Genomic DNA, 16097 nt, shown 5'->3' on the forward strand with positions numbered 1-16097 from the left:
TTAACAAATCTAATACTATGAAAAAAACTCTACTTTGTTTTCTTTTATTGTTTACCAATCTTTTTTTTGCTCAAGTTGCCTCTGTTTCGACTTGTGGCAATGAATCTTTCAATTTAACTATACTTAATGCAGATTTTATTGGCAATTTAAATCCTGCTCAAACAACTGTTACTTATTTTTTAAGTGAGGCTGATGCATTAAACAATACAAATGCAATTGCAAATCCAACTACTTATATAGGTACAATTGGTACAATGAAAATTTATGGAAGAATTGATAATAATGGTATTATTACTACCAATTATTTTAATCTGACTACATTTCCAACGATAGTTGTAAGTGCTTCACACAAACCTATTTTATGCAAAGGAGACACGGCATCTTTATCGATAAATGCCTCTGGTGGAAATGGTTCGTATTCATATTCTTTAAATGGAGGTTCTTTTACAAATCAAGATTATTACCCGAATATTGCTCCAGGCGTTTATAACATAAGAGTTATGGACAATATTTTTGGATGTATGACTTCAATTAGTCATACCATTACTGAGCCTACAGCTGTAGTTGCTACTTCTGCAATTGTGAATCAAAATGTAATAATTGTTTCAGCTACTGGAGGAACTGGTGCTTATCAATATTCATTAGATGGAATAAATTATCAATCTAGTAATGTTTTTACAACTGTAGCTCCTGGCAATTATACTGTTAGAGTTCGCGATGCTGAAGGATGTGGCACGGTAGTAAATGCAATTATTGCTCCTTATTTAGTTGTTACCGCAGCGCTTACTCAAGAATTATATTGCGCTGGAAATGGTAATAATGCTGTAATAACTGCAAATGCTTCAGGCGGCCAATTACCTTATTATTATTCAATAGATAATGGACTTAACTATCAGCCATACAGTACTTTTAACAATCTAAGTGCTGGTACTTACTCAATAATTGTTAAGGATGCTTTGAATACGGTTTCGGGTCCAACTTCAGTGACTGTACCTCCGCTTATTGCTGTAACTGGTGTTGCATTGGTTACTGGCGCTACAAGTTGCAGCAGTGCATCAATTCGTGTTCAGGCAACATCTGGTCAAGGTCCATATCTTTATTCTATTGATAATGGACAAACTTTTACTAATAACAATGTTTTTAGCAATTTGGCTCCTGGCAATTACGTTTTCCTAATTAAAGACAGCAAAGGTTGTGTTTCAGCCTTTTTATCTAATAATGTACAACCTCCAACACCTCCGTTGGCGATAGCAGTTACTAACACGCCAATATTATGCTGGGGTGAAAAAACTTCGCTGACAGTCACAGCGACAGGAGGGCAAGCATCTTATCAATATTCAATAAATAATGGTGCTATAACAAGCAATAATGTATTTAGCGATCTTAAAACAGGAAATTATATCGTTAAGGTTATCGATGCTACAGGCTGTGAAAATACACTTCCGTACACGATTACTGAACCAGCAGTTGTAGACGCAGAAATGGTAATTGATGGAAATACTATATCAATTATCGATGCAAAAGGAGGAACTGGATCTTATTTTTATGCAATAGATAACGGTAATTTTCAAACTAATAATGTTTTTACCAATGTTACTCCTGGATTACATAGAGTGAGAGTAAAGGATTCTAATAATTGCGAACCAGTAAGCTTTTCAGCTGAAATCGCAAGTCCGCTTACATCTGTAGCTACAATTGCCAAAGAGATCGATTGTATGAGTGATGCAGAAATAGTTGTTACGGCATCTGGGGGAATAGCTCCATATACTTATTCTAAAAATGGAGTAACTTTTCAGACATCTAATGTTTTTACCAATTTAGTTGCAGGAACTTATTCAATAATTGTAAAAGATGCTAATGGCACATTAGCTATTGCAAACAATTTAATCATTTCGCCTACTAGTTATCCAATAATAGTTCTTACAAAAACCAATCTGAGTTGTTTTCAAGCCAATGATGGAATCATAACCGCAAGTGTAACTGGCGGAAAAGCTCCATACGTTTATTCAATTGGCAACAGTTATAGTTCAGCTAATACCTTTACAGGTTTAGCAGCTGGCTTTTATAATGTAACCGTAAAAGATGCAAACGGATGTCTTAGTTCTTTCGCTGTAAATATAGATCAGCCGAATGTTATAGTGCCAACAGTAAGTACAACAAACTCAACCTCTATTGCCGATAATGATGGGACAATAACAGTTAATGCGACGGGAGGAGTTCCTCCTTATACCTACGCATTGACAGATGAAAACGGACTGCCTGCTGTTTTTTTTCAAACTTCAAATATTTTTAATGGTTTAAAATCTGGATTATATGGCGTTCAGGTAAAAGATTCTAATGGATGTTTTACCACACAAACTAATATTTCAATTATTAATAAAACCAACACGCTTTCAGCGGCAGCTACCGTTACTACTCAACCGACATGTAACAATCCTTATGGAACAATTACAGTCAATGCTACTGGAGGAACTGCACCATATACTTATTCTATTGACAATGGAGCCACTTATAGTGTTTCTAATACTTTTCAAGAATTACCTGGCAATTATTTGATTAAGGTTAAGGATGCTGAAAATTCTGAAACATCTATAACAATTACTTTAATTGCTCCTGCACCTTTAGTAACAACAGCAGTACTTACAAAAACAATAGATTGTCTTAGCAATGGAATAATAACGGTTTTTGCAACGGGAGGACAAGCTCCATATTTATACTCTTTCGATAATGGAAGTACTTACATCAGCAGCAATACTTTTTCTAATGCTCTGGCGGGAGTTTATTCAATAATTGTAAAAGACAGCAATAATTGTATTTCAAATTCAAATAGTTTGGTAGTTGAACCTCTTGCTAACTTAAGCGCAACTGCTACAAATACGCCGATATTATGTAGATATGAAAAGGGTTCGATTACAATTATTGCTTCGGGAGGGAAAGCTCCTTATCAATATTCGCTAAACAATGATATCTACACAAATAGCAACAAGTTCGACGAAGTTTTATCTGGAAATTATATTATTAAAGTAAAAGATGCAAATGACTGTATTTTCACTCTACCTTACACAATAGCAGAACCAACGAAAATCAAAGGATATATTACTTTCGAAGGAACAACGGCAACTGTTGTTAATCTAAGTGGCGGAAGCGGTACTTACCTTTATTCACTTAACGACGGAGAATTACAGTCTAGCAATGTTTTTACCAACCTTCATGGATCAAATAATATTATATCCGTTTATGATTCTTTTGGCTGTTTTGGATTTGCTGTTAGTTTCTCTATTCCAGATCCAAATGCCCTAACAGCACAAGCCACTATTATAAAAGCAATAGATTGTACAACTAATAGCGGAACGATTTCAATTGCTGCATCAGGAGGTCAGGCTCCATACGAATATTCTATTAATGGTGGAACAACTTACCAATCAAGCAATATTTTTAGCAATTTATCTGCGGGACTTTATACTGTTTGGGTAAAAGATGCAGCAGGAACTATAGATTACGATAATAGTGTGACCTTAACGACACCGTCTTCAGTAATTGTAGATGTTACTACAACCACGACAAACTGTTTCAATGATAATAGCGGATCAATAACTGTAACAGCTACCGGAGGAGAAGCTCCGTATATTTATTCGATAAACAATAGTATATATAGTTCCAATAACGTTTTTACTGCTTTGTCTGCTGGACAATATACTATCAATGTAAAAGACGCTCTTGGATGCATTATTTCATCGACAGCGCTAGTAACACAGCCAGATCTTTTAGTTATAAATAATACTGCTTCAAATAGCACCAATGTTAATAGTAACGATGGAAAAATAACAGTTACTCCTTCTGGTGGGACTGCTCCTTATTTATATTCATTGAAAAATGCAAATGGTTCACTAATAATTTCTCCTCAAAGTTCTAACATTTTTGACAATTTATCGATTGGACAATATACTATTGAAGTGAAGGATGCAAATGGATGTATCACAAGTAAATCTGGAATAACAATCACGTCACAAACGCTTTTTGGCACTCTTATGATTACCCCTATTACTTGTACAGCCTTAGGGACTATTATTATAAATGCTGCAGGAGGTAAATATCCTCATCAATATTCTTTTGATGGTGGAATTACTTATGGCACTTCGAATATAGCTTCAAATTTAAGTGCGGGAACTTATACTATTAAAGTTAAAGATGCTTCAGATGCTACAATTACCCTTTCTGCTTCTTTAGCACCTGTAAGTCCTGTGGTTGTTACAGCGTCTATCACTTCTCCTGTATATTGTAAAGGAAGTAATAATGCTGCGATACAAGTAATAGCTTCTGGAGGAAAAGCTCCTTACATCTATTCATTAAACGGAAGCGCTTATCAATCTAACAATAGCTTTTTTAATCTTTCCGCTGGCAACTATGTTGTAACAGTAAAAGATAGTAATAACTGCTCTTCTACTATGATAGTTACTATAACTGAACCTAATGCATTAGCAGTCACAACAACAGTGCAAAACCAAAATATTACTGTAAATGCCACAGGTGGAAACGGAGGTTATAGATATGCTATTTCTCCAAATTTGAATCAGTTTTCATCAAATAATACTTTTTCTAATTTATCGCCAGGTTCGTATAGCATTATTACTTCTGATTTATATGGATGCGTTGTAATCATAAATGCTGTTGTTGATCCAGTCGCTCCAACAGTAAATGGACAGAGTAATCTGACTGTAGAATTTAAAGAAGGCCAAACTCTAGCAGATTTAATTGTTGAAGGAGAAGACATTAAATGGTATAGTACTCCAAATTCTTCTGCAGGAAAAACAAGTAAAACCAATGAAACTCCTTTACCATTAACAACTGTTTTGGTCAATGGAACTACATATTATGCTTCACAGACTATTAATGGAATCGAAAGTAAAGAACGTCTTGCTGTAACGGCTAAGGTAAACGGTTCTCTTTCTGCTCCTGATTTTAATTTGGTTTCTTTCCAATTCTATCCTAATCCGGTGAAAGATATTTTAACCATTAAAAATAATTCAATAATCAATGATATTGAAATTATATCAGTTTCTGGAACATCTGTTTTATTCAAAACAATAAATGATATACATTCTGAAATTGATTTCTCAAATCTTTCGAGTGGTCTTTACCTTTTAAAAGTAAAATCTGAAAATCAGCAAAAGACAATAAAATTGATTAAACGATAATTTTTCAAATGCAATAAAAAAGCCTTCATCTAAACAATGAAGGCTTTTTTATTATTCTATTTCTTGCCGATTAATTTCTGTTTTTGAAACGGCATGTTTTTTCAACGAAAAATAAGCTACAACTGTACTCAATAACATTAAAAATCCACCCAAAATAAAAGGCGCTCCAGCAAATTTAAAAGGCGCATCGTTATGAGTAAAAAAGTAAAATGTATTGGCCATCATTGGGGGACCAATAATAGAAGAAGCACTCATTAAACTGGTCAAAGTTCCCTGAATTTCTCCTTGTTCACTCGGAGCAACTTTACTTGCAACAACTGACTGCAAAGCTGGTCCTGCAATTCCGCCAAGGCAATACGGAATTAAAAACACAAACATCATCCAGCTTTCGGTTGCAAAAGCAAACAACAGCATTCCAATTGTATATAAAGCTAAACCAATATAAATACTTTTCTCATTTCCGATTTTCGGATTGATGTAACGAACCAATCCTCCTTGTACAACTCCAACCAATAAACCGATTATTCCTAATGAAATTCCGATCATTCTTTCGTCCCATTTGAATTGGTAAATCGTAAAGAAACTCCAGTTGCTTTGTACGGCATGAGAACCTACATACAAAAGAAATATTGCTGCAATTAAACCAATTAAAGTTGGATGTTTTTTTAATCCTAAAATCGCTCCAATTGGATTGGCACGTCTCCAGTCAAAAGGTCTGCGGTTTTCTTTTTTAAGCGATTCTGGTAAAATGAAAAATCCGTACAGAAAGTTTACCATACATAAAATGGCTGCTGCATAAAAAGGAACTCGAGATCCATATTGACCTAAAAGTCCGCCAATAACTGGTCCGATGATGAATCCTAATCCGAAAGCTGCACCGACTAATCCGAAGTTTTTAGCTCTGTTTTCTGCAGTACTGACATCGGCAATGTATGCAGAAGCTGTAGTAATACTTGCTCCGGTAACTCCAGCAATAATCCTTCCGATAAAAAGCCAAATAATCGTTGGTGAAAATGCCAATAAAAGATAATCTAACGAAAATCCGAAAAGGGAAATTAAAATAATTGGTCTTCTTCCAAATTTATCACTTAAATTTCCAATTACAGGAGCAAAAACGAATTGAGTTATCGCATACGCGAAAGTTAACCAGCCACCTATTTTTGCGGCTTCACTAATGTCTCCATGAATCAATTCTTCGATCAATTTTGGAATCACAGGAATGATAATTCCCCATCCTGTAATGTCAATTAACATGGTTATGAAAATAAAACCAATCGCGGCAGACTTATCTTTTTGTAGCATAATATGTTTTGTAAGGTGATGCAAATAAACAGATTTTTCAATTAACAATAAAAAATCCCAAATTCCAATTTGAAGAACTTCGAATTGGAAATTAAAACTGATATATTTTTTCACGCAGATACACACAGATCTTTTCTAATTAATCTGCCAAAATCTGTAAAATCTGCGTGAAATATTTTTAGACTGAATTAAAAAAATCCCAAATTCCAATTTAAAGGAACTTGGGATTTTTCATTTTGAAATTCCAATTTCGGACTTTGGAATTTCTATCAAAAATTAAAACTATTAATGAGTATGTTTTGGATTAAAACCGTCTTCGCTTAATTCAGTTGGCGTATAATCGGCAACCATTTCAGCTTCGTAATCGATTTTTTCTCCTTTAGAGAATTTATGAATTAATTTCTCCATAATATTATAAATTACAGGAACCACAATCAAGGTTAGGAATAAAGAAGAAATCAAACCTCCAATAATTACCCAAGCCAATCCGTTTTTCCACTCAGCTCCAGCTCCAGATGCCAATGCAATTGGGAACATACCAAATACCATCGCAATTGTTGTCATCAAGATCGGACGTAAACGTGCGTGGTTGGCTTGAATTAAAGCCGTTCTAATAGATTCTCCCGCTGCTCTTCTTTGGTTCGTATAATCGACAAGCATGATCGCATTCTTACATACCAGACCAATCAACATGATAATACCTAAAATGGTAAAGATATTTAACGAGTTGTTTGTTAATGCAAGAGCTAACATCGCTCCAATAAACGAAAGTGGAATTGCAAACAATACTACGAATGGATGCGCGAAACTGTCGTACAAACTCACCATTACAAGATAAACCAAAATAATAGCGGCTAATAAAGCGATTCCTAAAGTACCAAAACCTTCTGATTGGTTTTCTTGATCTCCACCCCAGATATAGTTTACACCTGCAGGTTTTTTCAATTTATCTAATTTCACTTGCCATTGCTGTACAATTGTTCCAGATGGAACCCCAACGTTTTGTCCTTTTACGGTTACAGACGCAGATTTATCTCTACGCTCTAACTGGCTAGGTCCAGAACCTTCTGTAATATCAGCAAATTGTGATAATTTAATTTGTTGTCCAGCTGTGTTTACGAAAATCAAATTACTAACGTCAGCAATACTTTTTCTGTCAAAAGCATTGTATCTAATGTTGATATCGTATTCGTATTCACCAGCTCTATATTTACCGTCTGTATTTCCACTAAAAGCAGTTTGCATGGTTAAACCAACTGTCTGAAGTGTTAATCCTAAAGCAGCCATTTTATCACGGTCTACTTTTACGTTAATTTCAGGGTTTCCGTCTTCAACCGTTAATTTGATCTCAGTTGTTCCAGGAATTGTACGTAATTCAGCTTCAGCCTGTTTTGCAAAAGCCATTGCTGCTTCTGTTGAAGGACCAGTAACAATTAATCCTAAAGTTGCATCTTCGGCTGTACCTAAGATACCTACAGGAACTGTTTTTACTTTTGCTCCAACTAAAACTTTCTCCAATTTACGTTTGATTTTTGCTGCGTAAACATTCGCATCATCTGTACGATCTTTTTGTTCGATCATTTTTACGTCAATCTCAGCTTTATAAGCAGTAGCTTGAGACGCTCCAAAACCTTCAGAAGTTTGTCCAACCGTTGTAATTTGGCTGTGAACATATTCCTGAGATTTCAAATAAGCCTCAGCTTTTTGAGTCATAAAGTTTGTTTGTTCTAACGAAGCATCTTTTGGCATTTCGATTTGAACTAAGAACTCTCCACTATCAGAAGAAGCAAAGAACTCTCCTCCGATGAAACCTCCACCCATTAATCCAACTGTTGAAGCGAAGAATAAAATAATTACTACTACAAAAGTTTTAATATAATGATCTAAACACCAAGTTAATAAATGAGAAACCCAGTCCGTAAAACGTGTTAAATAGCTTTCGAAACCAAGGATTATTCTTCCGAATAAATTCTTTCCTTCAATGTGCTCTAATTTTCCAAAACGAGAAGACAACCAAGGAATAATAGTAAACGAAGCTAAAAGAGATAACATCGTTGATATAATTACCGTAACACAGAATTGCGTAATAATATTAGAAACCAATCCAGAACTCATCGCGATAGGCAAGAATACAACCACAATTACTAAAGTAATAGAAGTTACGGTTCCACCAATTTCAGCTGTTCCATCATACGATGCACGAATTCGGCTTTTACCCATTTCCATGTGCCTGTAAATATTCTCAAGTACCACGATCGCGTCATCGACCAGAATACCTACAACCAAAGATAATCCTAATAAACTCATTAAGTTTAAGGTATATCCCATTAAATAAATTCCGATGAAAGTTGCAATTAACGATGCCGGAATAGAAACCATTACGATCAACGAGTTTCTAATACTATGTAAGAAGAACAACATTACAAAAGCAACCAAAACAACCGCAATTAATAAATCGTGTACAACAGAATCTGCTGCTTCTAAAGTAAAGATTGTACTATCTTTTGCTACTTCTAATTTTAACTGATTTACTTTATAATCTTTTTCTAGAGTTGCAATTGTTTTTAATAATTGCTCACTTACCGCAACCGCATTGGCGTCAGACTGTTTGATAATCTGTAATACAATGGCACTTTTTTGATCTACACGAGAAATCTTTTCAGCAATTTTCTGTGTATCCTGAACGTCAGCAATTTCACCTAAACGAATTTGAATTCCGTTTTGAGAAGAAACCACTAAGTTTCTTAATTCTTCAACACTTTTATATTTACCCGCTAAACGAATTAATATTTTTTGGTTACGAGTTTGAATGTTACCTGTTGGGAAATCTAAGTTAGAACTTAAAATAGTTTGCTGGACTTGAGGAACTGAAAGTCCGTAACCTTGCATTTTTACAGCATCAAGATTGACCTGAATCTCACGCTCAGAACCACCAATAATATTTACCTGAGCAACACCTTGTACACGAGATAAAATAGGAGCAATTTTTTTGTCAATTAAGTCATAAAATTCAGCTTCATCCATTTTTCCGTTGGCACCAAGCGTCATAATTGGTAAATCACTCAGCGAGAACTTAGTCAAAGCTGGCGTTTTTACGTCGTCTGGCAAATCACTAATAATGGCGTTGATTTTACGCTGCGCATCATTTAAAGAGAAATCGACTTTTGCATTTGATGTCAATGTAATCGAAACAATAGATAAACTTTCGTATGATTTCGAATCAATTTTCTTGACATTTTCTAAGGAAGCAATCGCATCCTCAATTTTCTTTGTAACTGTATTTTCTACCTCACTTGGAGAAGCTCCAGGATAAATCGTAGAAATTGTAATAACGTTTTGTTCAAATTTCGGGATCAGCTCATAGCCTAATTGGCTGTAACTGAACAATCCACCAAGAGTCAGAATTGTAAACAATACAATTACCAACGACGGACGTTTTATGGATATTTCGGCTAATTTCATATTTGTTGCTTTAGGCTTTAGGCTTTAGGCAATAAGCTTATGCTTACAGCCTATAGCTTAATGCTTTAAATTATTTAATAATTTCTACTGTATTTCCGTCTTGTAAGTTAATCTGACCTGTAGTAATTACTTTTTCTCCATCAGATAATCCGTTAATGATTTCTACTTGATCTCCTAAAATTCTACCAGCAGTTACTTTTTTCAATTTAGCGACACCGTTTTCAGCTACGAAGATTTCGTTACTGCTTACACTTCCTACGAAAGCATTTCTAGGTACAACCATAAGGTGCTGTTTTTGTTGGTTTGAAGCAAAATTTGCTGTTCCGTACATACCCGCTTTTAGGTCGTTGTTAGAATTGTTTGTGATTTCGATTTCAACTGGGAAGTTTAAAGACTCATCTGCTTTTGAAGCAATGAAAGTAATTTTTCCAGAGAACGTTTTATCAGGGTAAACACTAGCCGTTACGTTAATTTGGTTTCCAACTTTTAAACTAGCAACTTGAGTTTCGTTTACTGTAACAGCCAATTTCAATTTAGAAACGTTTACAATATCAAACAATGCAGTTGCAGGCATTCCAGCTAAAATAGATCCTGGCTCAATATATTTTTTATTGATAAATCCATTGATTGGCGCTTTTACTTTAGTATCTCCAACATTAATATTTGCCTGAGTTAAGTTTGCCTGAGCATTTGTTAAAGCTAATTTAGCCTGATCTAATTGTTGTTTTGTAACTCCGCCAGTTTTATAAGCATTCTCATATCTAGCATAATCTGATTTTGCATTTGCATATACAGCCTGTGCTTGTTGCGCATTTACATTGATTACGTCTCCACGAACTGTCAATAAAGTTTGACCAACTCTTACATAGTCACCTTCTTTAGCTAAAACACTAATTACTTTTCCAGATTTTTCTGCAGAAAAAGTTAATTGTTGAATAGGTTGAAAGTTTCCATTTGCAACGAAATCCAATGAAATTTCTTCTGTTTTAACTTCTGAAACTTTTACAGAAACAGCAGCGTTTTTCTCAGCAACGATATCTGTTTTTTCTTTATTCTTCTTCTTATTATTATTTAAGATATATCCAATTACACCCAGAGATGCAATTATGATTACGATTGTTATAATAGTTTTCTTCATTGTAATTAGTTATTTAATAAGAGATTTAAGTTCGCCTTTTGATTTGATTAGAGATATTTCGGCAATTTTATAATTTAAAACTGCTCTTGTAAAGTTATTTTGAGCTTCAAGTGATGCATTTTCTGCATCTAATAAATCGGTTAAAGATGCTAACCCTTGAAAGTAATTATTTTTGGTGTTGCTTAGAATTTCTAACGCTAAACGCATATTTTCTCTTTGGTTTTCAATAGTTACAAGATTATTATTAATCTGTGCCATTGCATTTCTATAATCTAAATCAAGAGAAAGTTTAGTGTCTTTAATATCTTCTTGAAGTTCTCTGATTTGAATATCAGCCTGTCTTACTTTTGCACGAGTTCCGAAACCTGTAAAGATTGGCACGTGTAAGTTTAAAGCAATTGCAGAGAAATCTGACCAGTAAACTCCTTTTTCTGGTTTTGCAAACCAAGGCATTTCAGGTCCTTGTCCCATATAATTGTAACCTGCAGATAATGAAAGTGTAGGATAATATCCAGCTTCAACAGCTTTTTTATTGAATACTAAAAGTTCTTCTTGTTTTTTCAAAAGCAAATATTCTGTTCTGTTTTCAATATTTGGCTCTTGTGTTAAAGCTGCAGGAACTACTTCAAATTCTTCTTTTGGCATATCGATTTGAGTTTCGATAGGCATACCCATATAAAACTTTAATGCATTTTCCTGTAACTCGATCTGGTTTTTAACCTGTTGACGATCTGTATCAATGTTAGACATTTTTACAATAATACGGTCTAAATCAATTTTTTTAGCTAAACCGTTATCAAACTGACCTTGAACAATATCACGAACTTTTTGTGTATTCACATAGTTACTGTCTAATAAAATCAATCTTTCGCGTTGCACATAAACTGAATAATAGTTATTTGCAACTCTTTCAATAACTTGTTCTTCTGTTAATTGATCGTTTATTTGATAGAACTCACGCGTTGTTTTTGCTGCTCTTAAACCTGTAAAAACTGATTGATCAAACAAAGCTTGAGTCAAAGAAACTCCCGCAGTTGATGTCCATTTTTGACCAAAAGCCGCTTGAATTGTAGTTCCTGGCGCACCAAAAGCTGCTCCATCAATAACTGTTGTTTGAATTACTGGATTATAAGTTAGATTTCCATTTGCACTAATTTGTGGCAAAGCTCTCGAACGTATTTCTTGAATTTGGTACTCACTATTTTCAACCTGAAGTTTTGCTTTTTTTGCATCAGCTTTATTTTGAAGCGCATAATTGACTGCGTCTTTCAGAGTTAAAGTAGTGGTTTGTGCGCCGGCAGACAAGCCTATTGTACACAAAACTATAAGAAAGATTCTTTTCATAAGTAGTTAAATATTTATTTTAATTTGAGATAGCATCGCCATTTTATCTTTTACAACTCTCCAAGAAAAATGACGATAATTTGGATTGATGATTAATTTTTAATTCTTCGTAATTGCTTTTCTAATTCCTCTACTCCTTCTTGGGTTGCCATTGCACGAGTATGATACTCCAAGGCTTCCAATTCTATTCTTTGCGCTTCACTTTCAGAAACCGTATTTTCATTAATATGAAAAACCAGAGTGTAGTAAAATTTAACGTAAACCTCTACATTCAAATCACTTCTATAAAGACCTTCACGAATTCCTTTTTCGATATTTTCTCTAAAAAGTTGCGTGCACTGATCAATTTCATGAGACAAGATGTTTTGGTAAATCTCTGGATAGTGCTTTTTTAACTGATAGATTGGCGAAGTATCAATGTTGTTTTTAAACATATCACGAAACATTTCTCTAATCTCAAAATTTTCATGAATCGCATTGTAATTCTTCGCTATAATGGTATCCATAATTTCATGAACTTGACCATGAACCAATGAAGTGCTTTCTTCAATCAAAACTTCCTTATTACAGAAATATTTGTAAATCGTTTTTTTCGAAATACACATTTCACCCGCAATATCATCCATTGTAACACTCTTAAAACCAAGCTTTAAAAATAACTCGCTTGCTTTTGCTATAATCTTCTCTTTCATTTTAAACTCTCGAATTGCATCACAAATATACTTTGGAAACTAAAATCAAAAAAATAGTTTCCGATAAATTTGTAATAATTTTACATTAATTTATTCATTTAGTAAGAATTATATGCTAAATTCTAAATTTGCGATAAGCTTAATGTCTTTACCTAATGCAGCACCCGAAGTATGATTAAAAGAGCTGAAATTTAAACCAAAGTCTTCACGTTTAATGTTTCCTTTAATTTCAAAAGCTACTTTCTTTTCTCCGTTATAAATATTTTCTCCTAAGAATTCTGCGTCTAATTCAACTACTCTCGTAATATCTTTTATAGTTAAATCTCCTTTGAAAAAATTGATGTTCTGGTTTACTTTTTGAAATGAAGTCGATTTGAAACTAATAATTGGATGTTCGTCTTCTTCAAAAAAGTCCTGAAGCTGCAAATAAGCATCTATTGATTGGAAACTCTCATTTTTATTATTGATGTCTAATGAAAATTCTACCGAAGCATCTTCGATCTCATTATCTTCAATGTTCACGTAACCATCAAATTTATTTGTACTTCCACCCATATAAGCAGTTCTCGATCTTCTCATTTCTAATAAAACATCTGACTGACTAGAATCTAAGGTCCATTTTGTTTTCATAAATACTTGATTTAATAGATTTTACAAATCATTAAAACTCTCTTCGGAAACTTTTACAGTGTTTTGAGTTTCCATTCAACGCTGCAAATATAGACAGGAAACTCTAAATACCAAAAAAGTTTCCAAGTTTTTTCAAAATAATTTTAACATATTAGAAATGAGAAGGGTTAAGAGCTCCTTTCAATTCTTAATAAGCTTTTAATCATTTCAGTAATTGAAATTCATATTTGAATTGTATCTTTGAGGCTCGAAATCAGAATTCATTATGCACGATATAAGTCAGTACCAGGATTTTTTTATCAATTATCTACAAAGTCAAAACATACATAAAGAACCTACTAATCTTTACGAACCTATTGAGTATATTTTAGGTCTTGGAGGAAAAAGAATTCGTCCAGTTTTAACTTTAATGGCTGCTGAAGTTTTTGATACTGATTATACTACTGCGCTTCCAGCGGCAATGGCGGTTGAAGTTTTTCACAACTTTTCGCTGGTTCACGATGATATTATGGACGATGCTCCTTTAAGAAGGGGACAAGTTACCGTACATGAAAAATGGAATTTAAATACAGGAATTCTTTCTGGAGATGCCATGCTTATTTTGGCTTACCAATATTTTGAGCAATACGAGCCAGTTGTTTTTAGAAATCTTGCTAAATTATTTAGTAAAACAGCTCTTGAAGTTTGCGAAGGACAGCAATGGGATGTTGATTTTGAAACTCGTAAAGATGTTACGATTCCGGAATATTTGAAAATGATCGAATATAAAACAGCTGTTTTGGTTGCAGCAGCCATGAAAATGGGCGCTATTGTTGCCAAAACTTCTGAAAAAGAAGCTGATTTAATTTATGATTTCGGACTAAATTTAGGTTTGGCTTTCCAACTTCAAGATGATTATCTGGACGCTTTTGGAGATCCTGAAACTTTCGGAAAACAAGTTGGAGGTGATATTATTGAGAACAAAAAAACGTATTTATATCTAAAAGCCTTGGAGTTTTCTTCTAAAGAAAAAGCTTCAGAATTAGAACAATTATTTACTTTACAATTAGAAGATAATTCAGAAAAAATAGAAACTGCTAAGTCTATTTTTAACGAATCTGGAGCATCAAAAGCTACTCAGGAAGCGATCGAAATGTACACTTTTAAAGCTTTTGAAACTTTAGAAAAAATGGAGATAAGTGCCGAAAAGAAAGATGTTTTGAGAACTTTCGGAGAAAATTTAATGGGACGTAAAGTTTAGTATTCAGTTTTCAGTATCAGTATTCAGTAAATCTACAATCTAAAGTCTAAAATCTAAAATAATTATGTTTGTAGCACCAGTAAATACAGAATCTTTGTTGGCTCAGGCGCAAGCAGAGACTTTATATTTGAATCTTATTGAACAGATTAATAAGGATTTTAATTTGGCCAATGAAGGAATCGATTTTCCGTTAAGCATTTCTCCAGACGAATTGAAAATTCAGCTTCATGAAAAAGTCTACCGAATGATTCAGTACAAATTTGCTGAATATTTAAATCTGCTTTACATCATTGACGTTCCTGAAAACGAAATCAAACAACTCGATGGTTCTGATCTGGTAATATTGGCTGAACAAGTTGCTTTTTTGATTTTAAAAAGAGAGTGGCAAAAGGTGTGGTTTAGGAATTATTACAAGTAAAGGTGCAAAGTCGCAAAGGTACAAAGCGACAAAGGTTTACTCTCTTTGTGTAAATTAATTTACTCCAATTCTAAAAACTTAGAATCTCAGAACCTTAGCATCTTAGCATCTTTAGAAATACACTCTCACAAAAGGCATAAATCCAGACCCATATAAACTTTTGTTAGGATTGTACAAAACATCATAACGCGCGCCTATGGTAACATTATTTGTTCTATACCCTGCACCTAGATATAATGCAGTATTCCAATAACTATCTGAATATGATGGAAAATTATAGGTGGCTTCATATTGAGTATCAACTCTTACTTGTTCTAATTCAGCTGATAACTGGATTTCTGGAATTGGATTTACTAAACCAATAAGGCTTCCTCCCCAAACGAAAGATTCGTAATAATTTTTTTGATACAAATAACCAAATTGAAGACCTGCTCCAACGGCTACAACTTCATTAACGTTATAAATAGCGCTGGGCATTACAGAAATATTGGTATATCCAGAACCAAATCCGAGGCCCAAACCGCCTCCAAATTGAACTTTATCCCAAAAATGATTACTGTTGTCAATGACATATTTTTGTTGTGCAATACTATAACTTGAAAATAAGACGGCCAAAATCACAAAAAAATATCTGCAATCGATTGAAAATTGAATTTTATTCATAGTTAACGTTTAT

General features: G+C 33.9%; 10 protein-coding genes. 3 read left to right on the top strand and 7 right to left on the bottom strand.

Features of this window, described 5'->3' with window-relative positions; all coding sequences use genetic code 11:
* The first annotated feature begins 17 nt into the window (after nucleotides 1-17).
* On the top strand, nucleotides 18-5195 hold the full coding sequence (locus tag DM444_RS10125) for a T9SS type A sorting domain-containing protein (RefSeq protein ID WP_111286217.1): 5178 nt from the start codon (nucleotides 18-20) through the stop codon (nucleotides 5193-5195).
* A 51-nt stretch (nucleotides 5196-5246) separates the two neighbouring features.
* On the opposite strand, the gene DM444_RS10130 is transcribed toward DM444_RS10125, so the two are convergent.
* The 6 genes from DM444_RS10130 to DM444_RS10155 form a co-directional block, all read right to left on the bottom strand.
* The gene (locus DM444_RS10130; protein WP_111286446.1) at nucleotides 5247-6497 is read right to left on the bottom strand and encodes a TCR/Tet family MFS transporter; all 1251 of its coding nucleotides are present in this window, start codon (nucleotides 6495-6497) and stop codon (nucleotides 5247-5249) included.
* A gap of 285 nt (nucleotides 6498-6782) precedes the next feature.
* Entirely contained in the window at nucleotides 6783-9959 is a 3177-nt protein-coding gene (locus DM444_RS10135; protein WP_111286219.1) for an efflux RND transporter permease subunit, read from the bottom strand.
* Between the two features lie 70 nt (nucleotides 9960-10029).
* Nucleotides 10030-11097: an efflux RND transporter periplasmic adaptor subunit gene (locus DM444_RS10140; RefSeq protein ID WP_111286221.1), complete on the bottom strand. Its 1068-nt coding sequence runs from the start codon at nucleotides 11095-11097 to the stop codon at nucleotides 10030-10032.
* 9 nt (nucleotides 11098-11106) lie between these two features.
* Entirely contained in the window at nucleotides 11107-12441 is a 1335-nt protein-coding gene (locus DM444_RS10145; RefSeq protein WP_111286223.1) for a TolC family protein, read from the bottom strand.
* Nucleotides 12442-12533: 92 nt separating this feature from the next.
* Nucleotides 12534-13133 (bottom strand): TetR/AcrR family transcriptional regulator, encoded by a 600-nt coding sequence (locus tag DM444_RS10150; RefSeq protein WP_111286225.1) that lies wholly within the window; start codon nucleotides 13131-13133, stop codon nucleotides 12534-12536.
* 108 nt (nucleotides 13134-13241) lie between these two features.
* Entirely contained in the window at nucleotides 13242-13763 is a 522-nt protein-coding gene (locus DM444_RS10155) for a YceI family protein (RefSeq protein ID WP_111286227.1), read from the bottom strand.
* 265 nt (nucleotides 13764-14028) lie between these two features.
* On the opposite strand from DM444_RS10155, the gene DM444_RS10160 reads away from it, so the two are divergent.
* Complete coding sequence (locus DM444_RS10160; protein WP_111286229.1) at nucleotides 14029-15003, top strand: polyprenyl synthetase family protein; 975 nt, start codon at nucleotides 14029-14031, stop codon at nucleotides 15001-15003.
* A gap of 64 nt (nucleotides 15004-15067) precedes the next feature.
* The gene (locus tag DM444_RS10165) at nucleotides 15068-15421 is read left to right on the top strand and encodes a hypothetical protein (protein ID WP_111286231.1); all 354 of its coding nucleotides are present in this window, start codon (nucleotides 15068-15070) and stop codon (nucleotides 15419-15421) included.
* Between the two features lie 111 nt (nucleotides 15422-15532).
* On the opposite strand, the gene DM444_RS10170 is transcribed toward DM444_RS10165, so the two are convergent.
* Nucleotides 15533-16084, bottom strand: a complete 552-nt coding sequence (locus tag DM444_RS10170; protein WP_111286233.1) for a hypothetical protein — start codon at nucleotides 16082-16084, stop codon at nucleotides 15533-15535.
* Nucleotides 16085-16097: the final 13 nt, after the last annotated feature.

The organism is Flavobacterium ginsenosidimutans, assembly GCF_003254625.1.
Lineage (GTDB): Bacteria > Bacteroidota > Bacteroidia > Flavobacteriales > Flavobacteriaceae > Flavobacterium > Flavobacterium ginsenosidimutans.

Bases quoted from the DNA above. Each gene is read 5' to 3' on its own strand.
- DM444_RS10140 (WP_111286221.1), bottom strand. From the start codon at position 11,097: ATGAAGAAAACTATTATAACAATCGTAATCATAATTGCATCTCTGGGT.
- DM444_RS10155 (WP_111286227.1), bottom strand. From the start codon at position 13,763: ATGAAAACAAAATGGACCTTAGATTCTAGTCAGTCAGATGTTTTATTA.
- DM444_RS10125 (WP_111286217.1), top strand. From the start codon at position 18: ATGAAAAAAACTCTACTTTGTTTTCTTTTATTGTTTACCAATCTTTTT.
- DM444_RS10150 (WP_111286225.1), bottom strand. From the start codon at position 13,133: ATGAAAGAGAAGATTATAGCAAAAGCAAGCGAGTTATTTTTAAAGCTT.
- DM444_RS10130 (WP_111286446.1), bottom strand. From the start codon at position 6,497: ATGCTACAAAAAGATAAGTCTGCCGCGATTGGTTTTATTTTCATAACC.
- DM444_RS10170 (WP_111286233.1), bottom strand. From the start codon at position 16,084: ATGAATAAAATTCAATTTTCAATCGATTGCAGATATTTTTTTGTGATT.
- DM444_RS10160 (WP_111286229.1), top strand. From the start codon at position 14,029: ATGCACGATATAAGTCAGTACCAGGATTTTTTTATCAATTATCTACAA.
- DM444_RS10135 (WP_111286219.1), bottom strand. From the start codon at position 9,959: ATGAAATTAGCCGAAATATCCATAAAACGTCCGTCGTTGGTAATTGTA.
- DM444_RS10165 (WP_111286231.1), top strand. From the start codon at position 15,068: ATGTTTGTAGCACCAGTAAATACAGAATCTTTGTTGGCTCAGGCGCAA.
- DM444_RS10145 (WP_111286223.1), bottom strand. From the start codon at position 12,441: ATGAAAAGAATCTTTCTTATAGTTTTGTGTACAATAGGCTTGTCTGCC.